Annotated in this window: 25 protein-coding genes; 18 read left to right on the top strand and 7 right to left on the bottom strand. The window is 63.7% G+C overall.

The window, feature by feature from the left end; all coding sequences use genetic code 11:
- Positions 1-25: 25 nt before the first annotated feature.
- Genes FFM81_RS30485 through FFM81_RS30475 form a run of 3 tightly spaced genes read left to right on the top strand, consistent with a single transcriptional unit; the run spans position 26 to position 2,050 of the window.
- Positions 26-565, top strand: a complete 540-nt coding sequence (locus FFM81_RS30485) for a sigma-70 family RNA polymerase sigma factor (protein WP_138385830.1) — start codon at positions 26-28, stop codon at positions 563-565.
- Positions 552-1,319 carry an anti-sigma factor family protein gene (locus tag FFM81_RS30480; RefSeq protein WP_025418735.1) on the top strand — a complete coding sequence of 256 codons (768 nt, stop codon included), beginning with the start codon at positions 552-554 and terminating at the stop codon, positions 1,317-1,319. Before FFM81_RS30485 ends, FFM81_RS30480 begins: the two co-directional genes overlap by 14 nt.
- Positions 1,320-1,339: 20 nt before the next feature.
- Positions 1,340-2,050, top strand: coding sequence for a Bax inhibitor-1/YccA family protein (locus FFM81_RS30475; RefSeq protein ID WP_138385831.1), 711 nt, complete (start codon positions 1,340-1,342; stop codon positions 2,048-2,050).
- A 142-nt stretch (positions 2,051-2,192) separates the two neighbouring features.
- On the opposite strand, the gene FFM81_RS30470 is transcribed toward FFM81_RS30475, so the two are convergent.
- The 4 genes from FFM81_RS30470 to repA all read right to left on the bottom strand — a co-directional run bounded on the left by FFM81_RS30470 (position 2,193) and on the right by repA (position 7,060).
- Complete coding sequence (locus FFM81_RS30470) at positions 2,193-3,326, bottom strand: RHE_PE00001 family protein (protein WP_025418736.1); 1,134 nt, start codon at positions 3,324-3,326, stop codon at positions 2,193-2,195.
- Positions 3,327-3,506: 180 nt separating this feature from the next.
- Positions 3,507-4,718, bottom strand: a complete 1,212-nt coding sequence (gene repC / locus FFM81_RS30465) for a plasmid replication protein RepC (protein ID WP_025418737.1) — start codon at positions 4,716-4,718, stop codon at positions 3,507-3,509.
- Between the two features lie 153 nt (positions 4,719-4,871).
- Positions 4,872-5,867: a plasmid partitioning protein RepB gene (gene repB / locus FFM81_RS30460; protein WP_025418738.1), complete on the bottom strand. Its 996-nt coding sequence runs from the start codon at positions 5,865-5,867 to the stop codon at positions 4,872-4,874.
- A complete protein-coding gene (repA, locus tag FFM81_RS30455; RefSeq protein ID WP_025418739.1) occupies positions 5,864-7,060 on the bottom strand; it encodes a plasmid partitioning protein RepA in 1,197 nt (398 codons plus the stop codon). Before repA ends, repB begins: the two co-directional genes overlap by 4 nt.
- A gap of 201 nt (positions 7,061-7,261) precedes the next feature.
- Here repA and cobF point away from each other — a divergent pair, with 201 nt between their 5' ends.
- The 5 genes from cobF to FFM81_RS30430 all read left to right on the top strand — a co-directional run bounded on the left by cobF (position 7,262) and on the right by FFM81_RS30430 (position 11,606).
- The gene (cobF, locus tag FFM81_RS30450; protein WP_138385832.1) at positions 7,262-8,026 is read left to right on the top strand and encodes a precorrin-6A synthase (deacetylating); all 765 of its coding nucleotides are present in this window, start codon (positions 7,262-7,264) and stop codon (positions 8,024-8,026) included.
- A gap of 73 nt (positions 8,027-8,099) precedes the next feature.
- Positions 8,100-9,482 carry a precorrin-3B synthase gene (gene cobG / locus FFM81_RS30445; protein ID WP_138385833.1) on the top strand — a complete coding sequence of 461 codons (1,383 nt, stop codon included), beginning with the start codon at positions 8,100-8,102 and terminating at the stop codon, positions 9,480-9,482.
- Positions 9,483-9,484: 2 nt separating this feature from the next.
- Positions 9,485-10,117 carry a precorrin-8X methylmutase gene (locus tag FFM81_RS30440; protein WP_003563566.1) on the top strand — a complete coding sequence of 211 codons (633 nt, stop codon included), beginning with the start codon at positions 9,485-9,487 and terminating at the stop codon, positions 10,115-10,117.
- Positions 10,114-10,845 carry a precorrin-2 C(20)-methyltransferase gene (locus FFM81_RS30435; protein WP_003563567.1) on the top strand — a complete coding sequence of 244 codons (732 nt, stop codon included), beginning with the start codon at positions 10,114-10,116 and terminating at the stop codon, positions 10,843-10,845. The genes FFM81_RS30440 and FFM81_RS30435 overlap by 4 nt, the downstream gene beginning before the upstream one ends.
- Entirely contained in the window at positions 10,842-11,606 is a 765-nt protein-coding gene (locus FFM81_RS30430; protein ID WP_128397580.1) for a precorrin-3B C(17)-methyltransferase, read from the top strand. Before FFM81_RS30435 ends, FFM81_RS30430 begins: the two co-directional genes overlap by 4 nt.
- Here FFM81_RS30430 and FFM81_RS30425 read toward each other — a convergent pair.
- A complete protein-coding gene (locus FFM81_RS30425; protein WP_138385834.1) occupies positions 11,570-12,340 on the bottom strand; it encodes a cobalt-precorrin-6A reductase in 771 nt (256 codons plus the stop codon). The genes FFM81_RS30430 and FFM81_RS30425 overlap by 37 nt on opposite strands.
- On the opposite strand from FFM81_RS30425, the gene cbiE reads away from it, so the two are divergent.
- Together cbiE and cobM are read left to right on the top strand one after the other, a co-directional pair.
- Positions 12,339-13,571: a precorrin-6y C5,15-methyltransferase (decarboxylating) subunit CbiE gene (cbiE, locus tag FFM81_RS30420; RefSeq protein ID WP_138385835.1), complete on the top strand. Its 1,233-nt coding sequence runs from the start codon at positions 12,339-12,341 to the stop codon at positions 13,569-13,571. The two genes, FFM81_RS30425 and cbiE, sit on opposite strands and share 2 nt — an antisense overlap.
- A 4-nt stretch (positions 13,572-13,575) precedes the next feature.
- Positions 13,576-14,334, top strand: a complete 759-nt coding sequence (gene cobM, locus FFM81_RS30415) for a precorrin-4 C(11)-methyltransferase (RefSeq protein ID WP_138385836.1) — start codon at positions 13,576-13,578, stop codon at positions 14,332-14,334.
- A 96-nt stretch (positions 14,335-14,430) separates the two neighbouring features.
- Here cobM and FFM81_RS30410 read toward each other — a convergent pair whose 3' ends face one another.
- Together FFM81_RS30410 and FFM81_RS30405 are read right to left on the bottom strand one after the other, a co-directional pair.
- Positions 14,431-15,243, bottom strand: coding sequence for a TIM barrel protein (locus FFM81_RS30410; RefSeq protein ID WP_138385837.1), 813 nt, complete (start codon positions 15,241-15,243; stop codon positions 14,431-14,433).
- A gap of 164 nt (positions 15,244-15,407) precedes the next feature.
- On the bottom strand, positions 15,408-16,436 hold the full coding sequence (locus FFM81_RS30405; protein ID WP_025418749.1) for a LacI family DNA-binding transcriptional regulator: 1,029 nt from the start codon (positions 16,434-16,436) through the stop codon (positions 15,408-15,410).
- Positions 16,437-16,570: 134 nt separating this feature from the next.
- On the opposite strand from FFM81_RS30405, the gene FFM81_RS30400 reads away from it, so the two are divergent.
- The 8 genes from FFM81_RS30400 to nadC all read left to right on the top strand — a co-directional run bounded on the left by FFM81_RS30400 (position 16,571) and on the right by nadC (position 24,614).
- The gene (locus FFM81_RS30400) at positions 16,571-17,659 is read left to right on the top strand and encodes a fatty acid desaturase family protein (RefSeq protein WP_003563582.1); all 1,089 of its coding nucleotides are present in this window, start codon (positions 16,571-16,573) and stop codon (positions 17,657-17,659) included.
- Between the two features lie 21 nt (positions 17,660-17,680).
- Positions 17,681-17,995: a MocE family 2Fe-2S type ferredoxin gene (locus tag FFM81_RS30395; protein ID WP_138385838.1), complete on the top strand. Its 315-nt coding sequence runs from the start codon at positions 17,681-17,683 to the stop codon at positions 17,993-17,995.
- A gap of 11 nt (positions 17,996-18,006) precedes the next feature.
- Complete coding sequence (locus FFM81_RS30390; RefSeq protein ID WP_138385839.1) at positions 18,007-19,233, top strand: NAD(P)/FAD-dependent oxidoreductase; 1,227 nt, start codon at positions 18,007-18,009, stop codon at positions 19,231-19,233.
- 28 nt (positions 19,234-19,261) lie between these two features.
- Complete coding sequence (locus FFM81_RS30385; RefSeq protein WP_173883892.1) at positions 19,262-20,074, top strand: 3-methyl-2-oxobutanoate hydroxymethyltransferase; 813 nt, start codon at positions 19,262-19,264, stop codon at positions 20,072-20,074.
- A gap of 130 nt (positions 20,075-20,204) precedes the next feature.
- Positions 20,205-21,098 (top strand): NUDIX hydrolase, encoded by an 894-nt coding sequence (locus tag FFM81_RS30380; RefSeq protein ID WP_138385841.1) that lies wholly within the window; start codon positions 20,205-20,207, stop codon positions 21,096-21,098.
- 69 nt (positions 21,099-21,167) lie between these two features.
- Positions 21,168-22,139 (top strand): quinolinate synthase NadA, encoded by a 972-nt coding sequence (gene nadA, locus FFM81_RS30375; RefSeq protein ID WP_138385842.1) that lies wholly within the window; start codon positions 21,168-21,170, stop codon positions 22,137-22,139.
- Complete coding sequence (locus tag FFM81_RS30370; RefSeq protein ID WP_138385843.1) at positions 22,136-23,713, top strand: L-aspartate oxidase; 1,578 nt, start codon at positions 22,136-22,138, stop codon at positions 23,711-23,713. The genes nadA and FFM81_RS30370 overlap by 4 nt, the downstream gene beginning before the upstream one ends.
- A 1-nt stretch (position 23,714) precedes the next feature.
- Positions 23,715-24,614: a carboxylating nicotinate-nucleotide diphosphorylase gene (nadC, locus tag FFM81_RS30365; protein ID WP_097534313.1), complete on the top strand. Its 900-nt coding sequence runs from the start codon at positions 23,715-23,717 to the stop codon at positions 24,612-24,614.
- The last annotated feature ends 6 nt before the right edge of the window (positions 24,615-24,620 follow it).

Genomic DNA, 24,620 nt, shown 5'->3' with positions numbered 1-24,620 from the left:
CCACCGCGCTTGCGTATACTCAATCATGGAACGCAAACACCGCCCCTTCGACGTCATCGGCCAGCTTGCAGCGCTTAGGCGCTACGCTCGCTCGCTGGTGCGTAATTCGGACGAGGCGGAGGATCTGGTGCACGATGCGCTGGTGCGCGCCCTCGAGAAGAAAAAAAGCTTCCGCAGCGGCGGCAATCTGCGCACTTGGCTGCTCTCCATCCTGCACAATGCTCATATCGACCGTCTGCGCCAGAACCGGTCGCTGACGCGCCGCCATGACGAGGCGGCTGTCGAGGCCGAACAGTCGCTGCCGGCCGGCCAGGAGCATGCGGTACGGCTGCAACAGGTGCGCGACGCCTTTTTCGACCTGCCGGAGGAACAGCGCGAAGCGCTGCATCTCGTTGCGATCGAAGACCTTTCCTACCAGGAAGCCGCCAATTCGCTCGGCATTCCTATCGGGACGCTGATGTCGCGCATCTCGCGTGCCCGCGCGCAACTGCGCGAATTCGAGGAGAAGAGGCCGCGCAAGTCGCATCTGAGATTAATCGGAGGAGACGGCAATGAAAGCAATTGATCCGATCCTCGATGCCGATCTCGACGCCTATGTCGATGGCGAGCTCGATGTCGCCCGCCGCATCCAGGTGGAATCCTATCTTTCCGACCACCCGGCGATTGCCGCAAAGGTCATGGCCGACCTGAGCGTCAAAGGCGAGCTGCGCCTGGCGCTTGCCGGCGAAAGCGCCTTCGGCCGCCCCGAGACCCGCGATGCTGCCCGCCGGCTGGAACGGGGCCTTTCCTATGGCCGGATTTTCCATTCCATGCAGCGCATTGCCGCTGTCGGTATTCTGGTGACCGCCGGCTGGGTGGCGCACAATTCCTTCGGCGCTTTCTCGGCGACCGAAGTGTCGGCTTCCGTGCCGGCCCCCGCCTATGTCGAGGATGCCGTCCGCGCCTATCAGACCGCGGCGCTGCGCCAGTCGATGCCTGCGCAACGGCCAAGCATTTTAGGCGCCGACGATATTCGCGCCGCCACCGCGATCGTGATGCCGGAACTGCCTGGGGATTGGAAGGTTGCCGACGTGCAGATCTTCCCGTCCGAATTCGGTCCCAGCGTCGAGATGGCGATCGTGCAGTCGGATGGTAAGCGGCTGTCGCTCTTCGCCGTCCGCCCGGGCGCCTTCGAGGTGAAGCCGGTCAGCCATCTCACACTTGAGAAAGCAGAAGCCGCCTATTGGCAGATCGGCGAGGTTGCCTATGCGCTCATCGCCGCCGATAGCGGTCTCAATCTCGATCAGGCGGCCGAACGGCTCGCCCGCTCGCTCTATTAGTTCAAACCGAGGAGATCAGCATGAACCCGATCAATTCCCGCTATGGCGCCGTCGCCGGCTCCCAGGCCGTCTTCGACGAAGGCCTGCGCCAGCACATGCTGCGCGTCTACAATTATATGGCTCTCGGCCTAGTCATAACGGGCCTCGTCGCCTTCGTCGTCGGCTCGACGCCAGCCCTCTACGTCCCGATCTTCGGCTCGCCGCTGAAGTGGGTGGTGATGCTGGCGCCGCTCGCCTTCGTCTTCTTCTTCTCGTTCCGTATCCAGACGATGTCGGCCAGCACCGCGCAGATCACCTTCTGGGCCTTCTGCGCCGTGATGGGCCTGTCGCTCGCCTCCGTCTTCCTGGTCTTCACCGGGATGAGCATAGCGCGGACCTTCTTCATTACCGCGACGATGTTCGGCGCCACCAGCCTTTACGGCTATGTGACGAAACGTGACCTCTCGCGCATGGGCTCGTTCCTGATGATGGGTCTCATCGGCGTCATCATCGCCAGCGTCGTCAACATCTTCCTGGGTTCGTCGGCGCTGCAGTTCGCCATCTCGGTGATCGGTATCGTCGTGTTCGTCGGCCTTACCGCCTACGACACGCAGAACATCAAGGAACAATATTCGGAAAACTACGATCAGGAATCGAACCAGAAGCTCGCCGTCTTCGGCGCACTCTCGCTCTACCTGAATTTCGTCAACATCTTCCAGCTTCTGCTCAACTTCACGGGCGAGCGGGAATAGGACCGCGCTTCCGGGGGCAAAGGAAGCGCAAGAGCGCCCGGTCTGCAATCTGTGACAGGACGGCAGATCGGGTGTTCACTCTTAGGCTCGTATAAAACAAGAGCCAACCAGACGGCCGGGTCGACGCCCGGCCGTTTTTATTTCAGATGATGCCCCAGGCGCGATAACGGCCGCGGCCGGTGATTTCACGAATGCCGATCTCGTTGACGAGGTTCAGCGCGCCCCGCGGCGTGATGCGCAGATGGCGGGCGATCATCGCCGCCGAGACCATCGGCCGCGACAGAATGAAATCGGCGAGTTCGGGCAGGCTGCTGTTCGAACGGCGGCCGCGAAAGCGCAGCTCCATCTGCGTGCGCGCCAGCGTCAACCGGTCGAGTTCCTTCAATCCGGCCGTAGCCCCCAGATGCATTGCTTCCAGGAAGGCTTGCAGCCGCGTCGCCCGGTCGCGAGCCCGGCGACGCTCGTGGCGCACCAACTTCAGCCCTCCGTAGAAAGAAAAGAGATGCGAGGCGACCTTGCCGCGGGCACGCAGATGGCCGGCGACCAGAAGACCGCCGAGCCACTGCTGGCGCCGCAGCGGCTCGATCCTTTCCCAGGCTTCGAAAAGGATGACGGCGCCGAGAACTGGCGGCAGGCTGTCGGCTAGCGGCAGCACACTGCGCCACTCCGCCAGCCGCTGCTCCTCGTCCCATTCGTCATCCCCGAGCAGACCGAGAGGATCTTCGTTTCGCCGTGCCGCCGGGACTGCGACCTGTTCGCTTGCCGGCGCCTTTCCCGTGTGGATATCGATGAGCTTCTGCGAGCGCGCGAGAATGGCGTCGATCTCGGCCATTTCGGCGGCGAGCGGCCCGTCCTCATCCTCGCCCTCCTCGTCGGTCTCGACCGGAGCCTCAGGACGCTTCGGCTCCCCCGCATCCCCCTCCCCTTCCCCGAGTGTTGCTGTCAGCGTAGCGAGCCCCGGCGCTCCAAGCGCCCAGGAGGGTTCGCCGGTCCAGATGCGCCGGCGGGCCCGCAGCACCGAATGGGCGATCGTTAGCTCGTGGCTGGGGGCGCGGCTATCCATGTGCGCATCGTGCAAGACCAGATCCTCGACATGCACCAGTTCGCCGGCCACCCACAGCGCGCCGGCGGCATCGAAGAAATGACTGCGTTCGGCAAATCCCTCACCGACCGGCGAGCGCAACACTCGCTCGTCCAGCCGCGCCGCCGCATCCTCCGCCGCGGCAAGCGAGGGAAGCAGGGCCTGAAGCATGACACCGTCAATATCGTAGCGCATTGTTAAGCTTTACGGTTTCTCACAAATGGAAGCAAAACGCATGTTTTCTTCCGTCATCTATGACATGGTTAACGGCATATTTCAACAAAGTGCTGGGGAAGGAAGCAGGCAAGCTGGCTGCTTGCCCGGCTGCACCTCGTTCTAGCCGCCGCAACTGGCGCGAAGCTTTTTCTCGTCCGTTCACCCGGTTTTCGCTATCGGACCATTGGCCCGCATCAACGCCATCAGCATCGGGCCGAGCGAGAACTCGCCACGCTCCGCCCGCCGTGTCAGATCGCGCAGGTAGCCGCCGGCCGAGTTGATATGTCCGCCCCTTTCCAGAATGCAGGCGATCACCGTGGCGGCGTTTTCCGGCCCCATGACCTCGCAGGCCACCTGATAGGCGCTCGGGCTGACGCCCAGCGTCGAACGGACGATGACGGCCGCGGCCATCAAATCCCGCCAGTTGTCAATCCTGCCGCCCGGTCCGTAAGCCACGACCTCCGGGCACGCCTGCAGCACCATGGCAAGCGGGAAGGATTTCGGCGGCTCCCGCCACGGCCGTGGTTCGTCCTCCGGCTTTGCGCCCTGCTTCGTTTCGAAGCTTGGTTCAAGTTCAGATAAAGGGTGTGGGTTTGAATTATGTATGTGCCGACCGTTTTGGATGTCATTGGCGTCTGTTTTTTCTGTTTTCGTCTTCAGTTCCAGCGTCTTGACGATCAATTCGCGGAAAGCTTCGAGATCGGCAAGCAGATTTTCCATCTCGGCGGTCGACGGGCGGCGCGGCAGGCTTGCCGAAAGCAGATTGAAATGCTTCTGCATCTCGATCCATTCGCCGGCAATTTCCTCTTCCAGTGCGATTTCGATGAGCTTGGCGATGTCGCGCCGGCACAGCGTCAATCGCTCCCGCAGGCGCTTCCATTCCAGCTTGCCGGCGAGCACCTCAGCCGCCTGCGCCTCGATCTCGCGGGCACGGACAACCAGGGGCGCCAGGCTAAAGCCGAAGGCCTCTCCAAGCCCGCCCTCGCCGTTACGGCGGGCAAAACGTTTGCCGTTCGGGCTATCCCTGCGGATGATCAGGCCAGCCTCCACCAGCATCGCTAGGTTCCGCCGTAGCGTCGTGCCGGCCATGCCGTGCGTGCGCAGTGACAATTGCTCGTTCGAGGGGAAGACGACGAAGCCGTTGGCCTCGGCAATCTCGTTCTTCGGGTAGAAGGTCAACAGCGCGTTGAGAACCGCGAGCGCACGATCGGATACGCCGACCAGCTCCTTTGCTTCGCAGAGCGAACGAAAGATCTTCCACTTGTCGACCGATGCGTCCGGATCGACCTTGCTGGCATTTTCTTGGCTTGCCAGCATGCCAAGCGTCATCGATCGCCGCCCAAAGGGCGTCGACACATATTGAGGCTCCATGTCCCTCACCTTTTTCAAGGCAAAAGAAACCTACCACCCGAAAGGATGCCGAAGACGCTTGACAGTGATTCGAGGAAGTGCGATTCTCAGATTGTCCAGATATGAGAAAGGCTTCCGCGGCGGCAACGTTCGGAGGCTTTTTTCTTTTGCGGCCTACTCTCCTGCTTGCAACTTGCCGGCCCGATAGGCTTCGTAAAGCTCATCGAGACGACGTGAAATGTAAGCGCCGAAATCCGGCGCATCGCCGGTTTTCAACGCGATCGTGAAGGAATTACCGGCGCTCTTGATTCGGCCGGCAATCTTGCCGCCGCTCTTCGGCTTCCAGTCATATTCCGTGGGTTCGGGCTTGGCCTCTTTCCTGGCGAGCTCGGCAACCAAAAGCTCGAAGCGGCGGTCGCTCTCCTCAGCCATGAAACCTTCGGAGCCGACGAGCTTGGCAAGCCGCGCCGCCGTCATCCCGTTCCAGTCCTGGGCAAGCGCCATCCACTTGCGTCGCCCGATGCCGGGCGCAGCCCCGACCGACCTGACGATCTCGGCCGGGATAGCCCTGGCGACGGAAAGCAGCTTCGACAGCTCCGTCTTGTCAGTCGACAGCGCCTTCATGATCACGGGACGTTCGAAGCCCTTGAGTTCGAGATTGAGGGCAAAGACCGCCCGCTCAATATAGGAAAGATTGCGGCGCGCCGAATTTTCAATGCCCTGCGCGATGACGACGTCGGTATCGTCGAGCTTGCGGACGATCGCCTGCACCTTGCGGCCGAGCAGCTTGACGGCCTGCAGGCGGCGATGGCCGTAGGCGATCTGATAGCGGTCTTCATCCGCAGGATGACGGCGCACGAGGATCGGCACTTCCTGGCCATTTTCGGCAATCGACTGCACCAGTTCGTCCTCGATATCGATCGGCTGGTCGGCAAGGCGGTCGCGGACGAAGGAGGAATCGATCAGATCCGGATCGAGTTCGACGATGCGTTCACCGGAGAGCAAGGCCTCCTGCATCGCCCTGCTCTCTTCCTCCATGCGCCCGAGGGTCAGCGCCATCGTCCGGACCGGGCCGGCCGATCCACGCGAAGACGTCTCCTCGTAGTTGGCCGCGGCCAACTCCTGCGCCGTATCGTCGAAAAGACCTTTCAGGCGATCACGTCTGCTCATGTGCGGCCCCAGGCTTTGTGAATGCCGGCGAGAACCTCGCTGTTGGCGGCAGTGACCGACTCCAGCGCCCGATCATAGGTCGAGCGGCGCACCTGCCCCTTCTCGATCTCATAGAGCGTCTGCTTGGTCAGGCCGGCATCGGCGATCGCCGTCGATTTAAGAATGGTCGCCGTCAATACGTCGTCGCTGAACAGGCTGCGCAATAGCGCGACGATCTGCGACTGCGGCGCATCGAAGGGTTCGTGACGGGTGACGACATATTTGATGAAGTCGTGCTGCAGATCGCCACCGGCCTTGCGCACGACCGAGAGCAGATCCGAAGTCATCAGCAGGAACTGCGACATCGAGGCAACATCGACCATCTGCGGATGGATAGTGATCAGCAGAGATGTGGCGGCACAGACGGCGCCGAGCGTGAGGTAACCGAGCTGCGGTGGGCAATCGATCACCACGACGTCGTAATCGGCCTCGACCTCGGCGATCGCAATACCGACGCGGCGGAAGAACAGCTCAGCCGGCTTCTGGCGATCATTCAGCGCCCGCGGCGTCTCGTGCTCGAACTCCATCAGTTCGAGATTGCCCGGCACCAGATCGAGCCCGTCGAAATAGGTCTTTCGAACAATGTCCTTCAGCGGCTTGCGGCCGGCATCGTAGCGAATGGCGCCATAGAGTGTATCGCCGTCGGCAAGATCGAATTCCGGCTGGACGCCGAGCATCGAGGAGAGCGAGGCTTGCGGGTCGAGGTCGATGGCGAGCACTCGATACCCCTCCAGCGCCAGATATTGCGCCAGATAAAGTGTCGTCGTCGTCTTGGCCGAACCGCCCTTGAAATTGGTGACGGCAACCGTCTGCAGCTTCTCGCCGGGGCGCCGCCATGGAAGATAGGAAAGCGCATCCTTCGGCTTCAGCTTTGCCATATAATGGCGCAATTCATTGATCTGACCGAGCGTATAGGAACGTCGACCATTCTGGGAAAGCTCTGGCTGCGGCCCCTTGCCATCGAGCGAGAGCTGGCGAAGATAGCCGTCGGAAACGCCGATCATATGAGCCGCTTCGCCGGACGAAAATGTCCGCAGCGTCTTCTGGGACAGCGGCGGAAACAGCTTTTCGCGCAGCAGCTTCAATTGCCGCGAAAGCTGAGTCGCATGCCGCTCGATCCGCACATCTGTCGTCGATACGCTAATGTTGTCCAAAACACCCAATCCTTTTCGATGCGCTTTTCTGTCAACATAGCGTCAAAAAGCGTATCGAAAGTGACACGATTCGGGATTTGCAGCAAGAATAGGGCTCGGGCGCTGTCCACAGGCTCGGTTGGCCGCGGCCAACTCTCCGCCCAGCCCTTGCGGCGAACCGACTTTTTCGGCAAGACCGCCTGGAATCGCGGGAGTATCGGCTTGAAGCATATCCATATCATCGGCATCGGCACAGGCAATCCGGAGCACGTCACCATACAGGCGATTAACGCGATGAACGCCGCCGATGTGGTCTTTCTGCCGGTCAAGGGGACCGGCAAGGAAGAGCTCGCCGAAATCCGGCGAGACATCTGCGAACGATACCTCACACGGCCCGGCGTCAGGATTTTAGAATTCGCGGTGCCACAAAGGCAGACCGCGGAGAGGACCTATCCGCAAAGCGTCGACGCCTGGCATGGCGAGATCGCCCGCATCTATGAAGAGCTGATCGCCGGCCTGCCGGATGATGGCAGCGGCGCCTTTCTGGTCTGGGGTGATCCCAGCCTCTACGACAGCACGATCCGCATCATCGAACGCGTGCGGCAGGAAGCAACACTGGATTTCGACTACAGCGTCGTTCCCGGCATCACCAGCATCCAGGCGCTCGCCGCCAGTCACAAGATCCCGGTCAACCTCGTCGGCAAACCTGTCGAGATCACCACCGGGCGCAGGCTGGCGCGAGAGGGACTGACGACCGACAGCACGATCGTCATGCTCGACGGAGAACAGGCCTTTGCGAAAATCGACGATCCCGATGCCGAGATCTTCTGGGGCGCCTATCTCGGCACCGGGGATGAGATCGTCAGATCCGGACGGCTCGGCGATATCGCCGCCGATATTCTGGCGCTGAGAGCCGAGGCCAGGCAACGGCATGGCTGGATCATGGATATCTATCTGCTGCGCAAGGGACGGGATTTCGAGGAATAGCCGGCCGGAACCGTTTCCATCGTGTTTTGCCGCACCGGCTGCGATCATGTAAGACACGGTCAGAGGATCGAGAATGAGCATTGAGGCTGCAACGGCGATCGACAGGATAGGCGAGGCGGCTTTGCACGGGCGCCCGGCGGCGAAGATACGCGCGCGCGGCGCCTGCCCCACACTGGCAGCACCCATGCCGACCGGCGACGGCCTGCTGGTCCGGCTGCGGCCGGCTGGCGGCGCCGTAACGCTGCCGCAACTCGCCGCACTTGCCCGCTCGGCCGCAGTGCACGGAAACGGCATTCTGGAGATTACCGCGCGCGGCAATCTGCAGATCCGCGGGCTGCGGGCCGAGAGCGTGGAAAAGTTCGCTGCCAATATCGATGTCGCCGGGATCACCGTGCCGGCCGGGCCGGCGATCGAGATCTCGCCGTTGCACGGCATCGATCCGGAAGAGACGATCAATCCGGCCGCCATGGAAATGGCAATGCGCAGCGCGCTTCACGATCTCATCGCCTCGCCGCGGCTCGCGCCGAAACTGTCGATCGTCATCGACGGCGGTGGAGCATTCGGGCTGTCGGCGCTTTCCGCCGATATCCGCCTCGCCGCGTTATCCCCGACGGATTGGCTGGTCGCGATCAATGGTGACGGTGAGACCGCAAAACCGGTTGCGATCGCTCCCACAGAGGCGGCGATAGCGGCCGTCGGCGAAATTCTGAGCCTGCTCGAAGCACTCAGGCAGGGCAGCCGGGCGCGAGATATCGATCCGGCGCTTCTGCGGGCGCGTTTTCCCACTATGGATAGCCTTCGCGCCGTTCCGTCACGCGCGGTAAGTAAGCCGCTTTCCGGCCTGCATCGGCTTGCAGACGGCAAAACCGTACTCGGCATCAGGCCGGAATTCGGACAGATGTGGGCAGCCGATCTGACCGCCCTCATCGATCTCGCCAGCGCCCGTGGCGCAACCGCCATCCGGCTTGCACCCGGCCGCGGTTTCTTCCTCATCGGGCTGCCCGCAGATACAGTGCCGGCTATGCAGATCGCAGCAAGCAAGTATGGTTTCAGCGCGCAGGCCGGCGAGAGCAGCGAGCATTTAGTCGCCTGCGCCGGCGCCGGCGCCTGCGGCTCTGCCTTCTACGAGACAAGAACGCTGGCGCGCCGCATCCTTGCCGCGGCACCCACCCTCTTCGACGGTTCGCTGACACTGCATCTCTCCGGCTGCGCCAAGGGCTGCGCCCATGCCCGGCCGGCGCTGACCCTATCGGGCACGGCGGAGGGTTACGACCTCATCCTCAACGGATTGGCAGGGGATCGCCCGGACGAACGGATCGCTGGCGGTCGGATCGATTTCGCTATAGAGAGGCTCGCCCGGTCCATCGAAGACAACAGAAGCGCTGGCGAATCGGCTGCCGCCTGCCTTACACGGCTTGGCGCAACCGGCGTTCTAGAGGCGCTGCGACAGGAATAAGAATGCCAGACTACGATTATATCCGCAGCGGCGACGCGATCTACGAGCGTTCCTTTGCGATCATCCGCGCCGAGGCCGACCTCACGCGCTTCACCGAAGATCAGGCCGAAATCGCCGTGCGCATGATCCATGCCTGCGGGCTGGTCGAGGCGGCAGAGCATTTCGTCTTCTCCGCCGATTGCGTCGGTGCGGCGCGCGACGCATTGAAGGGCGGGGCGCCGATCTTCTGCGACGCCGAGATGGTCTCCCATGGCGTCACCCGGGCGCGGCTGCCGGCACTGAACGAGGTCATTTGCACGCTGCGCGATCCCGCCACGCCGGAACTGGCGCGTCAGACCGGCAATACACGCTCCGCCGCCGCCATGCATCTCTGGCTCGATCGGCTCGGCGGCAGCGTCGTTGCGATCGGCAATGCCCCGACGGCACTCTTTCATCTGCTCGAACTGCTGCGTGACGGCGCGCCGAAACCGGCCGCGATCCTCGGCATGCCCGTCGGCTTTGTCGGCGCGGCGGAATCGAAGGATGCGCTGGCGGAGAATTCCTACGGCGTGCCTTTTGCCATCGTCCGCGGCCGGCTCGGCGGCAGCGCCATGACGGCGGCTGCCATCAATGCATTGGCGAGGCCCGGCCTATGACGACACCAGGCCGTCTCATCGGCGTCGGCACCGGTCCCGGCGACCCGGAGCTTCTGACCCTCAAGGCCGTCCGCGCCATCGAAGGCGCCGATGTCATCGCCTATTTCGCCAAGCAGGGCAGGGGCGGCAATGGCAAGGCGATCGTCGAACCGCTGCTGAAACCCGGCGTCACGCTGCTGCCACTCTATTATCCCGTCACCACCGAGATCGACAAGAACGACGAACGCTACCGGAGCCTGATCACTCAGTTCTACGATCGCTCGGCCGAACGTGTCGCCGGCCATCTCGATGCCGGACGGACCGTCGCGGTGCTCAGCGAAGGCGATCCGCTGTTCTACGGCTCCTACATGCACCTGCATGTCAGGCTGTCCCAGCGCTACCCGACGGAGGTGATCCCCGGCATCAGCGCCATGTCGGGCTGCTGGTCTTTAGCGGGCATGCCGATCGTCCAGGGCGACGACGTGCTTTCCGTACTGCCGGGTACGATGGCCGAAACCGAGCTGACGCGCCGTCTTGCCGATACGCAAGCCGCCGTCATCATGAAAGTGGGCCGCAATCTGCCGAAGATCCGCCGGGCCTTAGCGGCGGCCGGCCGGCTTGCCGAAGCCGTCTATGTCGAGCGCGGCACGATGGCGAATGCGGCGATGGAAAAACTTGCCGACAGGACCGATGGCGATGCGCCGTATTTTTCGCTCGTCCTGGTGCCGGGCTGGGAGGGCAGCCGATGAGCGGGCGGCTTTTCGTGATCGGCACCGGTCCCGGCAATCCCGAGCAGATGACGCCGGAAGCGCTCGCCGCCGTCGATGCGGCGACGGATTTCTTCGGTTACGGGCCCTATCTCGACAGGCTGCAGCTTCGCCATGATCAGCTGCGGCATGCCTCGGACAATCGCGAGGAGTTGGATAGGGCAGGGGCCGCACTTTCCATGGCGGCGGATGGCGCCAAGGTCTGCGTTGTCTCCGGCGGCGACCCCGGCGTCTTCGCCATGGCTGCCGCCGTCTGCGAGGCGATCGAGAACGGGCCGGCGGCATGGCGCGCGGTCGATCTCACCATTCTGCCGGGCATCACGGCGATGCTGGCGGTGGCGGCGAGAGCCGGCGCGCCGCTTGGCCACGATTTCTGCGCCATATCGCTTTCCGACAATCTAAAGCCTTGGAATATCATCGAAACACGTCTGGAACTGGCGGCCAAGGCAGGCTTCGTCATCGCCCTTTACAATCCAATCAGCCGGGCGCGCCCCTGGCAGCTCGGCGACGCCTTCAAGCTGTTGCGCGAGCATCTGCCCGCAGCAACGCCGGTCATTTTCGGGCGGGCGGCCGGACGGCCGGACGAACGCATCACCCTACAGGCGCTGTCGGATGCCGATGCCTCGATTGCCGACATGGCGACCTGCATCATCATCGGTTCGGCCGAGACGCGGATCGTTGCGCGGCCCGGCAGGCCGGACCTCGTCTATACCCCGCGTTTCATGGCGGGGGAAAAGAGGTGATCGATCGCCGCCAGCGCCGCCTCGACAGTATCGACCGTCCTGACCGCGGACGCCGGCGCGCGCGCCACCATCATCACCTCGATGTCGAGCAGGCGGGCGGCCTCGATCTTCGCATAGGTGGCGGCCCCGCCGCTGTTCTTGGCAATGATGGCGTCGATGCCGTGCTGCTTCAGCAAGGCGCATTCGCCTTCCAGCGTGAACGGGCCGCGATCGAGGACATAGTCGACATTGGCAAGCGCCGGTGGCGGCTCGACGGGATCGACGCTGCGAATGAGATAGAAATGCTGCGGCGCCGCTTGCGCATGATGCGCGCCCTGCCGACCCGTCGCCAGAAAGACATGGCGAGGGGAGGGGCCAAGCGCTTCGATGGCAGCCGAAATGCTCCGCACGTCGCGCCAGCGATCGCCCGGCAGCCGCTGCCATTCGGGACGGCGCAGAGCGATCGTGTTTATCCCGGTGGCCTCGGCGGCAAAGGCGGCATTGGCGGAAATGCGCTCGGCGAAGGGATGCGTGGCGTCGATCAGCAGGTGATATCCGTCGGCCTTCAGAAAATCGGCGAGCGCCGCCGCACCGCCGAAACCGCCGACGCGAACCGGAACCGGCTGCGCGGCCGGTTTCTCCGTGCGTCCGGCAAGCGACAGCAGAACATTGCAATCTCCCCGTGTCGCCAGCGCTTCGGCCAGCTGACGCGCCTCGCCGGTGCCGCCGAGGATCAGAATGCGAGGTCTTCCCATGTCTGATCTCTCCCCTGCTGACGGCCCGCGCTGGCTGACTATTATCGGCATCGGCGAAGATGGTCCAGAAGGGCTCGGCGAAGAGGCGAGACGGCTGATCGCCAGCGCATCCGCCGTCTTCGGCGGCGCGCGGCACCATGCGCTCGCCGCGCCGCTGATCACAGGCGAGAAATTTTCCTGGCAGAGCCCGTTCGAGCGCTCGGTCGATGCCGTGCTTGAACGGCGCGGCACGCCCGTGGTCGTGCTCGCCTCCGGCGACCCGTTTCTCTACGGCGTCGGCGCAACCCTTTCCCGTCACGTCGCGGCGGGAGAGATGCACACCATCCCCGCGCCCTCAGCCTTCAGCCTTGCCGCCTCCCGCCTTGGCTGGCCGCTGCAGGATGTCACAACAATTTCGCTGCATGGCAGGCCGATCGATCTGATGCGGCCGCATCTCCACCCCGGGCGGCGCATCATCGCCTTGACCTCGGACGAGAAGGGGCCGGGCGCCCTGGCTGCCCTGCTTATCGCCGCCGGGTTCGGTCAGTCGAAGCTTACCGTGCTCGAAGCGCTCGGCGGCGATCGGGAACGGCAGAGAAGTGTGCTGGCGGCGGATTTCGATCTCACGAACATCGATCCGCTGAACGTCTGCGCACTCCAGATCGCAGCAGGGGAGGGGGCTCGCATCTTGCCTCTCGCTTCCGGCCTCGAGGACGCGCTGTTCGAACATGACGGACAGATCACCAAACGTGAAATCAGGGCGATGACGCTGTCGGCGCTCGCGCCGCGCCATGGTCAACTGCTCTGGGATATCGGCGCCGGTTCGGGATCGATCGGCATCGAATGGATGCTGGCCGATCCCAGCCTGAAGACGATCGCCATCGAGCAATCGCCGGAGCGGGCCGCCCGCATCGCCCGCAACGCATCGGCCTTCGGCGTGCCGCATCTTGCCGTCATCGAAGGTGCTGCACCCGCTGCGTTGGCGGGCTTGCCGCAACCCGACACGATCTTCCTCGGTGGCGGCGGCAGCGAGCCCGGCGTCATCGATGCCGCGATCGCCGCGCTGAAGCGGGGAGGGCGGCTGGTCGCCAATGCCGTGACGCTGGAGATGGAGGCCGTGCTGCTCCTGGAACACGCAAAACGCGACGGCTCGCTGACACGCATTGAAATATCGCGCGCCGCGCCGGTCGGCAGCATGAGCGGCTGGCGGCCGGCCATGCCGGTGACGCAGTGGCGCTGGACGAAGGGATAACGGCATGAAGGTGCATTTCATCGGCGCAGGGCCAGGGGCTGCGGATCTGATCACGGTGCGCGGCCGCGATCTCATCGGCCAATGCCCGGTCTGCCTCTATGCCGGCTCGATCGTCTCGCCGGAACTGCTGCAATATTGTCCGGCGGATGCGCGTATCGTCGATACCGCGCCGATGTCGCTCGACGAAATCGAGGCGGAATATCTCCGCGCCGCAGCCGCCGGCCAGGATGTCGCCCGGCTGCATTCCGGCGATCTCTCGGTCTGGAGTGCGGTGGCCGAGCAGGTCCGCCGGCTCGAAAGACACGGCATCGCCTATACGATGACGCCTGGTGTGCCGGCCTTTGCGGCGGCCGCCTCGGTGCTCGGGCGCGAGCTGACGATCCCGGCCGTCGCCCAAAGCCTGGTGCTCACCCGCGTTTCCGGCCGTGCCTCGCCGATGCCGAACGACGAGACCCTTGCCAAATTCGGCGCGACCGGCGCCACACTGGCGATCCATCTGGCAATCCATGCGCTGAAGCAGGTCGTGGAGGAGTTGACGCCGCTTTACGGCGCCAATTGTCCGGTCGCGATCGTCGTCAAGGCCTCCTGGCCCGACGAACGTGTCCTGCGCGGTACCCTTGCCGATATCGAGGCGAAGGTTGCGGCCGAACCGATCGAACGCACGGCGATCATCTTCGTCGGCCCGTCGCTCGCAGCGGAAGATTTCCGCGACAGCTCGCTCTATGATCCCGCCTATCAGCGCCGTTTCAGAGGCCGGGAATAATTTCAAAGATTGGCCGCGCTGGTGGCGCGGCCCAATCGTGACAATCGTCCCCCAGTCCCGACACCAATGGCGGTATCAGGACGTTTCTCTCAGGTCTCAAACGCGCGCGGACAAATACTCCATGCTGGCGCGAAGAGCGCCGGCTGGGTCCTTGACCGCATGAACTTCGGCGGCGAAGGGCTCGAAGGAGAACGGGCCGGCATAACCCGCCTGCAGCAGCGCCTTGATCTGTCCGGCATTGTCGAGCCGGTCGTCGTCGCCGACGAGCACACGATGGGAATCGCGCATATCGGCGACGGAAACGGCAGGGTCGCTGACGCCCGAGATGTGCACGAGTCCGGAAAGCTCCGGGAAGGTCGCGGCTTCACCGGCGAGATGATGATGGAAGGTGTCGTGGACGAGTTTGAAGGTCGATTTTGCGCCGAGCTCCCTTATCGCCTCGACCGCCTCGGTCTTCGAGCGCAGCGAGCAGATCTCGAAACCGAGCGGCTCGACGAGGCCTGTGATGCCGGCTTTATCAAGCATCGGCTTCAGCGCCGACAGCGATTGGCGCAGGTTGGCCTGGCGCTCGCCGTCGGCGCAGCCGGTGCCGTCGTTCTTCGGAACGAGGACCAGCGCCTGGGCGCCGCAGGCGGCGGCATAATCGATCAATTCCTGCGCTTCCCGAGCCCGGGTTTCATTCCACTCGTTGAAGCGCTGCAGGGCGTTGATCGAGATGATCGTCAGCCCGTGGCGGGCGGCGGCCTCTCTGATCGCTTCGGGCCTTGTGCCGTCGAGAATGGCATTGCCGGAAAGGTCGTTGCGGATCTCGACCGCATCGATGCCGAGCGACTTTGCCAGCGCGAAGAAATCATCGATTGGGAGCGACGGCGCGGCCATATGGTTGAGCGCAAAGCGGATCGAAGTCATGACGGATATCTCCTCCCTCATCTCCGCGACATCAGCGGAGCGGTTCCTCGTGAATGAATGAGCGAATCTCTATCGGAATTCCCAAGGCAATCCATCCGTCATCGCCGGTGGCGACCCTCATTGCTGAAAGAATGTCCGGCCGGAATGATAGTATTCCATCATTCCTAGATATTCTCGGAAAGGTAGATGTCGAAGGGCAGGAAGGACTGACCGGGGATGGCAGCTTCGCTGTTTTCAATCGCATCCTTCATCAGGACCATCAATTCCTGACAGAGCCCGGGCAGGGGAGTGCCGATCGCCATGGCGACGATGTCATCGGCAAGGCCTGCCTTGCTGTCGGGCGTCAGTTCGTTGACGACGAGGACGACCTTGCCGCCGAGGTTCTCCTCGCGGAACGCCGAGATCGCCCCTTCCATGCCGCCGCCGCAGATATAAAGCCCGACAAGATCGGGATGCTTCTGCAGCAATGTCAGCGTCGCCTCATGCGTGATCTCGGGCGTATCCAGGTTGATCAACGTGTCGATGACGTCAAATTCCGGCGCATTCTCGCGGAAATAGGAGCGGAAACCGATTTCCCGCAGCTCATGTCCATGGAAACGATGGCTGCCGACGAAACAGGCGACCTTGCCGGGCTTGCGCGCCGTTCGCGCGATCAACCAGGCGGCAGTGCGCCCGACCTTGCGGTTGTTGACACCGATATAGCCGGTGCGCACGCCCGACGCGAAATCGGAGAGCAGCGAGAAGACCGGCACGCCTTTTTCCTTCAGCTCCTCGATAGCGGCCGTCACCGCGGGGTAATCAGGTGCAACCAGGGCAACGGCCTGGTTGCGGGCACCGAGAGCCTTTAGCTTCTCGACGATCGCAGCCGGCGTGGCGGCTGACGGAAAGTCGATCTGCGTCTGGATGCGAGCGTTCGTGACCCCCCGCGCCGCCGCTTCGATCTCGCGGGCGAACGCCTGGTAGAACTGCTGCGTCGGCTTCTGCAGCAGGAAGGCGAGCTTGTATTGCGGCAGGTCCTCGAAAACACGCTGCCGGATCAGGCCGACGGCGTGATAGCCGATCGACTGCGCCGCATCATAGACCCGCCGCGCCGTTTCCTCCCGCACGCGGTGGCGGGCATTGAGAACCCGGTCGACGGTGGCGACGCTGACGCCGGAGGCACGGGCAAGATCGGATATGGTGGGACGGCGCATGAGTTTTCCTGATGGATTCGATCATTGTTGCAAGCCGCTTCTGATGGCTTTTGATAGAATATATCAAGCCTGCATTGAGCCTCTTCCGAAGTCAACCTATTCTCTCGGCAACGGCATAACGGGAGGTGTGGATGATGGCGCTCGAGGCAAAGAAACGGGATTACGATCTGCTCGGCGAAAGCGGCCGCACCGCCGTCGAGACGGGGCTGGCGGCAGCGCAGTGGTATCACACCGATATTCCGCGCAAGGAGATGAAGGCGCTGATGCAGCGCTCCGACGCTCCGGCGATCCGTGACACCGTCATCTGGCTCGGCAGCATGGTCACCCTTGCCGGCCTTGGCATTTATTTCTGGGGCTCGTGGATCGCGCTGCCCTTCTTCCTCGCCTATGGCGTGCTCTACGGCTCGGCCTCCGACAGCCGCTGGCACGAATGCGGCCACGGCACCGCCTTCAAGACCCGCTGGATGAACGATGCCGTTTATCAGATCGCCTGCTTCATGATCATGCGCAATCCGGTGACCTGGCGCTGGAGCCACACGCGCCATCACACCGATACCGTCATCGTCGGCCGCGATCCCGAGATCGCCGTCATGCGGCCGCCCGATCTCGTCCGGCTGGTCCTTAATTTCTTCGGCATCCTCGACGTCTGGCATGCTGTTATCGACATGCTGCGCAACGCCGCCGGCATCGTCAGCCCGGCGGAAAAGACATTCATTCCCGAGATGGAACAACCGAAGGCGATCCGCTTCGCCCGCATCTGGCTGGCAATCTATGTCGTGACGATCACCGCCGCGATCGCCATGGGTTCGATCCTGCCGCTGATGCTGATCGGCCTGCCGCGCCTCTACGGCGCCTGGCACCATGTGTTGACCGGGCTCTTGCAGCATGGCGGCCTGGCCGACAACGTCATCGACCACCGGCTGAACAGCCGCACCGTTTACATGAACCCGATCAGCCGCTTCATCTATTGGAACATGAACTACCACGTCGAACATCACATGTTCCCGATGGTGCCCTATCACGCGCTGCCGCGGCTGCATGCGATGATCAAGCACGACCTGCCGGCGCCGAATCCGTCGATCTGGTCCGGCTACCGCGAGATGATCCCGGCCTTCCTGCGCCAACTGCGCAACGAGGATTATTTCCTGAAGCGCGAACTGCCGGCGACCGCGCGGCCCTACCGCGAAGAATTCCACAACGAGCTGGCCCCAGCGGCACAATAATCACCATTCAGGGAGGATAAGATGAGCGGAAACTGGATCGAAGTCTGCGGCAAGGACGAGATCGACGAAGAGGATGTCATCCGCTTCGATCATGACGGGCGCACTTTCGCGGTCTATCGCAGCCCCGACGACGAATTCTTCGCGACCGACGGGCTCTGCACCCACGAACATATCCATCTCGCCGATGGGCTTGTGATGGATGAGATCATCGAATGTCCGAAACATAACGGCCGCTTCAACTACAAGACGGGCGAAGCCAAGGGCGCGCCGGTCTGCGTCAATCTCAAAACCTATCCTGTGAAGGTCGAAGGCGGCGTCGTCTTCATCTCGGTCTGAGGGAGGCGGATGTGGCTCATTTCGTTATTTTAGGGGCGGGCGAATGCGGTGCCCGTGCCGCCTTCGCCTTGCGAGAAAAAGGTTTTGACGGCGCGATCACGCTTGTCGGCGCCGAACCCCTTCATCCCTACGAACGGCCGCCGCTCTCGAAAGCCAGTTCTGCCGATGCAAGCAATCCGAAATACATTGCGACGGTGGAAAAATACGCCGAAAGCGGCATCCGGCTGCTGACCGGCCTGGAAGCCAGGGATCTCGATACATCCTCCAAGGCTGTCACGCTTTCGGACGGAACGACGCTCTCCTACGACAAGCTCCTGCTGGCGACGGGCGCAGCCGCGCGTTCGTTCCCCGGCGCCCCGGAGGGCAGCGCCCATATTCGCTCGCTGCGGACCCATCACGACGCGGCGGCACTGCGCGACGTGATGAAGCCCGGGAAACATATCGCCATCATCGGCGGCGGTTTCATCGGCCTGGAACTGGCGGCGACCGCGCGGCTGCTCGGCGCCGAGGTGACCGTCATCGAGGGACTGGAGCGGGTGCTGAAGCGCGGTGTTCCGGAGGAGATCGCTGATCTGCTGACCGAGCGCCATCGGACCGAGGGCGTCGATATCCGCTGCGGTGTCTCGATCGCGGCGCTGACAGAGGAAGGCGGGAAGGCCGTCATCAAATTGTCTACCGGCGAGCGGGTAGAAGCCGATCTCGCTCTTGTCGGCATCGGCGCCCGGCCGAATGTCGAGATCGCCGAAAGGGCAGGGCTCGCCATCGACAACGGCATATCGGTCGATATCCATCTGCAGACCTCGGCACCGGATATTTTTGCCGCCGGCGACTGCTGCTCCTTCCCGCTGTCGATCTATGGCGGCCGGCGGGTGCGGCTCGAATCCTGGCGCAACGCCCAGGAGCAGGGCACATTGGCCGCGGCCAACATGCTCGGCCTCGATGAAGCCGTTTCATCCGTGCCGTGGTTCTGGTCTGATCAATACGACATGACGCTGCAAATAGCCGGCCTTGCCGAAGGGGCCGCCACGCATCAGCGCCGCGACCTCGGTGCAGCCGCCTTCATTCTGTTCCATCTCGATGCCGGCGGACGATTGATCGCCGCCAGCGGCATCGGCCCCGGCAATGCGGTGGCGCGCGATATCCGCCTCGCCGAAATGCTGATCGCAGCCGGCGCCCGTCCGGATCCAGCCGCACTCGCAGCCAGCGACATCAAACTGAAATCCCTGCTCGCCGCCTGAGCCGGCCGATAAATATTCAAAGGAATTGATGATGAAGAAACATAGACGTGCGACCGTCGCCGATCTGCTTGCGGAAAAGGGCAAACGCCAGCTCACCATGCTGCGCGTCACCTCGCTGGAGGAGGCGGAAGCCGCCGAAAAAGCAGGCATCGATATCGTCTCGGTGCCGCCCTCGCTGCTCGGTCCGGTGTTCCGCGAGATCGCCCCGACGCCCTTTGCCATTCCGGGCCTCGAATATGGCGATCACGTCTCGGCCGAGGACTATATCAGGGCCGCCTTTGCGGCGCTAAAAGCCGGCGGCGATGCCGTCTATTGCGCCGCTAGCCTGCAGACGATCCGGCGCATGCGCGATGAGGGCATCCCGGTCTGCGGCCATCTCGGGCTGATCCCGTCGAAGGCGACCTGGACCGGTGGTTTCCGCGCCGTCGGCAAGACGGCGGCCAGTGCCGCCGAAATCTGGCGGCAGACCAAAGCGCTGGAAGAGGCCGGCGCCTTCGCCGCCGAAATCGAAGTCGTGCCGGGCGATATCGCTGCCGCCATCAGCAGCAACACCGCGATGCTGATGATCTCCATGGGGGCGGGCAGCGGCTGCGACGCCCAATATCTCTTCGCCGACGACGTGCTCGGCGCCAATCGCGACCACACTCCTCGCCACGCCAAGGTCTACCGCAACTTCGCCGCTGAACACGACCGCCTGCAGCGCGAACGCATCGCCGCTTTCACCGAATTCGCCGCCGATGTAAGAACCGGCGCCTATCCGGAAAAGCGTCATTGCGTCGGCATCGACGAGGCGGAGCTGAAGATTTTCCTGGATAAGCTGGCGGGCGAGACTGGCAAATAGCTGAAGGCTCTTGCTCGACCCCTTCTTCGCACCCCGCTGGGGAGAAGGGGGAAGCCTCCATTGGCTTCCGCCTTGGCCTGTGTCAGGAATGATCCGTTCGACCCAACCGGAACGGAGTATTCGGCCCCCTGTGACGATCGGCTTTGCGCATGCGGAATTGATTGCGGTGCTCGTCGCGGTGACGGGGGACGAGCCGCGCGTGATGACCATCCGCTCCGGCAATGCGCTGCCGTCCGGCCCCTTCGAAATGGGCCATCGCACCCTGCAATCCGGCCTGCGCGAATGGGTGCAGGAGCAGACGGAGCACCCGGTCGGTTATCTCGAACAGCTCTATACTTTCGCCGACCGTGACCGCAACAACGACATCCCGGGCGGTCGGACGATCTCGATCAGCTATCTCGGCCTGGTCAACGAGCAGTCGGGCGGTAGGCCGGGCTGGCACGGCTGGTACGAATATTTTCCCTGGGAAGACCATCGCCATGGCCGCCCCGTCTTGCTGGACGAGATCGTCGCCCGTCTGAAGAGCTGGGCCGACGCCGATCCGGCCCGGCGCGGCCACCGCCATCGCCGGGCGGATTTCACCTTCGGTCTCGATGGCGGCGGCTGGAACGAGGATCTGGCGCTGCAACGCTATGAGCTGCTTTATGAAGCCGGGCTCGTCGCGGAAGCCGGATGTACCGTCGAGGCCAATCTCGGCCGGGCGATGTTTGCCGATCACCGCCGGATCCTGGCGACCGGGATCGCAAGGCTGCGTGCCAAAATCAAATACCGCCCGGTCGTCTTCGAGCTGATGCCGGAGAGTTTTACGCTGCTGAGACTGCAGCGCACCATCGAGGCGCTGGCCGGACTGACTTTGCACAAGCAGAATTTCCGCCGCCTGATTGAACAGCAGGAACTGGTCGAGGAAACCGGCGGCACCGAAAGCGAAACCGGAGGCCGGCCAGCCAAGCTCTTCCGCTTCCGCCACACGGTGCTCGAAGAACGGGCGCTCGCCGGAACGAAATTACCGCTCTCCCGCAATTGACATATGCTCATGGCGAGAATATCTATTTGGCCATGATATGCTCAAATAGAGCATAATTAGGAGCCGGCCATGAACCATCTCGTTTCCGCATCCTCGCTCTACGAACGCGTCAGCCGCGTCATTCCCAAAGCCGAATGGATGACGTTCGAAAATGACGTCGACGCCATCCTCGAGCTCAAGCGCCGCCGCAACGCTGTCATTCTCGCCCACAATTACCAGACGCCGGAGATCTTCCACGGCGTGGCGGATATCGTCGGCGACAGCCTAGCGCTTGCCCGCAAGGCGATCGAGGTCGATGCCGATGTGATCGTGCTCGCCGGCGTGCATTTCATGGCCGAGACCGCCAAGCTGCTGAACCCTGAGAAAACCGTGCTGATTCCGGATCTCGGTGCCGGCTGTTCGCTGGCCGATTCGATCACGCCGGAGGATATTGCGCTGCTGCGCCAGGCCCATCCCGGCGTGCCTGTTATCACCTATGTCAACACCTCGGCGGCGGTGAAGGCCGCATCCGATATCTGCTGCACCTCGGGCAATGCCAAACAGGTGGTGGAATCGCTCGGCGTGCCGAAGGTGCTGATGATCCCGGACGAATATCTGGCCCGCAACGTCGCCCGCGAGACCGATGTCGAGATCATCGCCTGGCACGGCCATTGTGAGGTGCATGAGCTCTTCACCGCCGACGACGTGCGCCAGTTGCGCGAAAACCATCCGGGTGTCACCGTGCTCGCCCATCCCGAATGCCCGCCCGAGGTGGTGGCCGAGGCCGATTTCGCTGGCTCGACCGCCGTGATGTCGGATTATGTCGGCAGGCAGAAGCCGGCCCGCGTCGTGCTGCTCACCGAATGCTCGATGAGCGACAATGTCGCCGTGCATCATCCCGACGTCGAGTTCATTCGCCCCTGCAATCTCTGCCCGCATATGAAACGGATCACCCTGGCCAATATCCGTGCAGCGCTCGAGGAAAACCGCCACGAGGTGACCGTCGATCCGGCGATTGCTGTCGCCGCCCGCCGTGCCGTCGAAAGGATGCTGGCGATATGACCGAAATTCTAAACCATCTTTCGGGGCGCACCGTCATTGTCGGCAGCGGCCTTGCCGGGCTAATGACCGCGCTGACGCTGGCGCCCGAACCTTCCGTCATCGTCACCCGTGCCGCCCTCGGCGCCGAGACATCGAGCGCCTGGGCGCAGGGCGGCATCGCCGCCGGCATGGGTGCCGACGACAGCCCGGCGCTGCATCTTGCCGATACGCTGGTCGCCGGCGACGGCCTTTGCGATCCGATCGCCGCCGCCGGCATCGTTACCGAGGCGCCGGCGGCCATTGCCGCGCTGGAACGGGCCGGCGTGCGCTTCGACCGCAATGCTGCCGGCGAACTTTCGTTCGGGCTGGAGGCCGCTCATAGCCGCCGTCGCATTATTCATGCCGAAGGCGACGGATCGGGTGCGGCGATCATCGCCGCGCTGGTGCGGGCCGTGGCGCAAACGCCTGCCATATCAGTGCTCGAAGGTTTCGAAGCCCGGCGGATCTTGATGGATGGCGAGCGCGTTGCCGGCCTGCTCTGCGCGAGCGCTGATGGCGCTGCCATCCTGCCGACCGCGAAAGTGGTGATCGCCACCGGCGGCATCGGCGGGCTTTACGATGCGACCACCAATCCAATGGGCAATTTCGGCCAGGGGATCGCGCTTGCCGCAAGGGCAGGTGCTGATCTCGCCGATATGGAATTCGTCCAGTTCCATCCGACGGCGCTCGATTCACGCCGCAGGCCGTTGGCGCTGGTCAGCGAGGCGGTGCGCGGCGAGGGGGCTTTGCTCGTCAACGAACGCGGAGACCGGTTCATGGACCGCATCCCAGGCGCCGAGCTTGCGCCACGCGACGTCGTGGCGCGCGCTATCAGCGCCGAAATCGCCCGTGGCGGCAAGGTCTTCCTCGATGCCCGCGCGGCACTCGGCAGCCGCTTTGCCGCTCGCTTTCCTGTCATCGCGGCCCTTTGCAGCGAGGCCGGCATCGATCCGGCGACAGACCTCATTCCCGTGCGCCCGGCCGTTCACTACCACATGGGCGGCGTCGCCACGGATGAAAACGGACTGAGCTCGGTCCCGGGCCTCTGGGTGGTGGGCGAGGCAGCCTCGACCGGCCTGCACGGCGCCAATCGCCTCGCCAGCAATTCGCTGCTGGAGGCGGCTGTCATGGGCATGCGCGCGGCGCGCGACATCTCGGCCACACCGGCACGCCCTGCCGGCGCCATCCTCGCCGCGAGGCTGCCGGCACCGGCCGATGCATCGCTCGTCCGGCCGATCGTCTCGCGCCATCTCGGCGTGCTGCGCAATGCCGGCGCCGTTGAGGGCGCGATCGCCACCCTGCTGCCGCTGGCCGAAGGCGACGGGCCTGCCGCCGATCCTGGTATCGTTGCGCTGCTGATCGCCGTCTTTGCCAGCCTGCGGCTGGAATCGCGCGGCGCCCATGCCCGCACCGATTTTCCGCTGAAGCTTGCCCAGGCGAACCGGCGACAGATGCGCCTTTCCCAAGCGCTGGAGATCGCCCGCGACACGCCGACCTATACTCTTGCCCCGCTCTATACTCTTGCCCCGCTCTATACTCTTGCAAGGAGTGCCTGAGATGAACCTCGTTCCGCTTCCGCGCCTGATCGTCGAACCCTTGGTACGGGCAGCCCTGCTCGAAGATCTCGGTCTGGCCGGCGATATCACCTCGGCATCGGTCATCCCCAGCGACCATCGCTCGACGGTCATCATGGCCGCCCGCCAGCCGGGGGTGATCGCCGGTCTCGACGCGGCCGAACTCGCCTTCGCCCTTGTCGATCCGGAGATCGGCATGCGCCGGCATCTCCAGGACGGCCATGCGGTCAAGCCGGGCGACGTCATCGCCACCATCGAGGGCCCGTCGCGCGGCCTCTTGACCGCCGAGCGCACCGCGCTGAATTTTCTCGGCCACCTCTCCGGCATCGCCACGGTGACGGCAGAGATTGCCGTCGCGATCCGCGGCACCAAAGCTTCGGTCGCCTGCACGCGCAAGACGACGCCGGGGTTGAGGGCACTGGAGAAATATGCGGTGCGCGCCGGCGGCGGCATGAACCACCGTTTCGCGCTGCATGACGCGGTGCTGATCAAGGACAATCACGTCGCCATATCAGGCGGCGTCGCCGAGGCCATCCGCCGGGCTCGCGCCGGCATCGGCCATCTGGTGAAGATCGAGGTCGAAGTAGACACCCTTGATCAGCTGCGCGAAGCGATGGAGACCGGCATCGACGCCGTCCTGCTCGACAATATGACCCCGGATCAGCTGCGTGAGGCCGTCGCCATCGTCGCCGGCCGGGCGATCACCGAGGCATCCGGCCGGGTGACGCCGGCAACAGCGGCCGCAATCGCCGCCTCCGGCGTCGATCTCATCTCGGTCGGCTGGCTGACACACAGCGCACCGGTACTGGATATCGGGCTTGATTTCGTCGAGGCCGCGGCCGCGACGGAAACAGGCTCGAAACGGATTGCGCAGGTGCTGTAACGGTGA

The sequence above is a fragment of the Rhizobium hidalgonense genome (assembly GCF_005862185.2).
Classification (GTDB): domain Bacteria; phylum Pseudomonadota; class Alphaproteobacteria; order Rhizobiales; family Rhizobiaceae; genus Rhizobium; species Rhizobium hidalgonense.
Note: the sequence above shows the minus strand (reverse complement) of the source record. Positions and strands in the feature narration are given on the sequence as shown.

Excerpts from the sequence above, each read along its gene's own strand:
- FFM81_RS30485 (WP_138385830.1), top strand. The coding sequence starts at position 26 with ATGGAACGCAAACACCGCCCCTTCGACGTCATCGGCCAGCTTGCAGCG.
- FFM81_RS30480 (WP_025418735.1), top strand. The coding sequence starts at position 552 with ATGAAAGCAATTGATCCGATCCTCGATGCCGATCTCGACGCCTATGTC.
- FFM81_RS30475 (WP_138385831.1), top strand. The coding sequence starts at position 1,340 with ATGAACCCGATCAATTCCCGCTATGGCGCCGTCGCCGGCTCCCAGGCC.
- FFM81_RS30470 (WP_025418736.1), bottom strand. The coding sequence starts at position 3,326 with ATGCGCTACGATATTGACGGTGTCATGCTTCAGGCCCTGCTTCCCTCG.
- repC (WP_025418737.1), bottom strand. The coding sequence starts at position 4,718 with ATGGAGCCTCAATATGTGTCGACGCCCTTTGGGCGGCGATCGATGACG.
- repB (WP_025418738.1), bottom strand. The coding sequence starts at position 5,867 with ATGAGCAGACGTGATCGCCTGAAAGGTCTTTTCGACGATACGGCGCAG.
- cobG (WP_138385833.1), top strand. The coding sequence starts at position 8,100 with ATGAGCATTGAGGCTGCAACGGCGATCGACAGGATAGGCGAGGCGGCT.
- FFM81_RS30440 (WP_003563566.1), top strand. The coding sequence starts at position 9,485 with ATGCCAGACTACGATTATATCCGCAGCGGCGACGCGATCTACGAGCGT.
- FFM81_RS30435 (WP_003563567.1), top strand. The coding sequence starts at position 10,114 with ATGACGACACCAGGCCGTCTCATCGGCGTCGGCACCGGTCCCGGCGAC.
- FFM81_RS30430 (WP_128397580.1), top strand. The coding sequence starts at position 10,842 with ATGAGCGGGCGGCTTTTCGTGATCGGCACCGGTCCCGGCAATCCCGAG.
- cbiE (WP_138385835.1), top strand. The coding sequence starts at position 12,339 with ATGTCTGATCTCTCCCCTGCTGACGGCCCGCGCTGGCTGACTATTATC.
- FFM81_RS30425 (WP_138385834.1), bottom strand. The coding sequence starts at position 12,340 with ATGGGAAGACCTCGCATTCTGATCCTCGGCGGCACCGGCGAGGCGCGT.
- cobM (WP_138385836.1), top strand. The coding sequence starts at position 13,576 with ATGAAGGTGCATTTCATCGGCGCAGGGCCAGGGGCTGCGGATCTGATC.
- FFM81_RS30410 (WP_138385837.1), bottom strand. The coding sequence starts at position 15,243 with ATGACTTCGATCCGCTTTGCGCTCAACCATATGGCCGCGCCGTCGCTC.
- FFM81_RS30405 (WP_025418749.1), bottom strand. The coding sequence starts at position 16,436 with ATGCGCCGTCCCACCATATCCGATCTTGCCCGTGCCTCCGGCGTCAGC.
- FFM81_RS30400 (WP_003563582.1), top strand. The coding sequence starts at position 16,571 with ATGGCGCTCGAGGCAAAGAAACGGGATTACGATCTGCTCGGCGAAAGC.
- FFM81_RS30395 (WP_138385838.1), top strand. The coding sequence starts at position 17,681 with ATGAGCGGAAACTGGATCGAAGTCTGCGGCAAGGACGAGATCGACGAA.
- FFM81_RS30385 (WP_173883892.1), top strand. The coding sequence starts at position 19,262 with ATGATGAAGAAACATAGACGTGCGACCGTCGCCGATCTGCTTGCGGAA.
- nadA (WP_138385842.1), top strand. The coding sequence starts at position 21,168 with ATGAACCATCTCGTTTCCGCATCCTCGCTCTACGAACGCGTCAGCCGC.
- FFM81_RS30370 (WP_138385843.1), top strand. The coding sequence starts at position 22,136 with ATGACCGAAATTCTAAACCATCTTTCGGGGCGCACCGTCATTGTCGGC.
- nadC (WP_097534313.1), top strand. The coding sequence starts at position 23,715 with ATGAACCTCGTTCCGCTTCCGCGCCTGATCGTCGAACCCTTGGTACGG.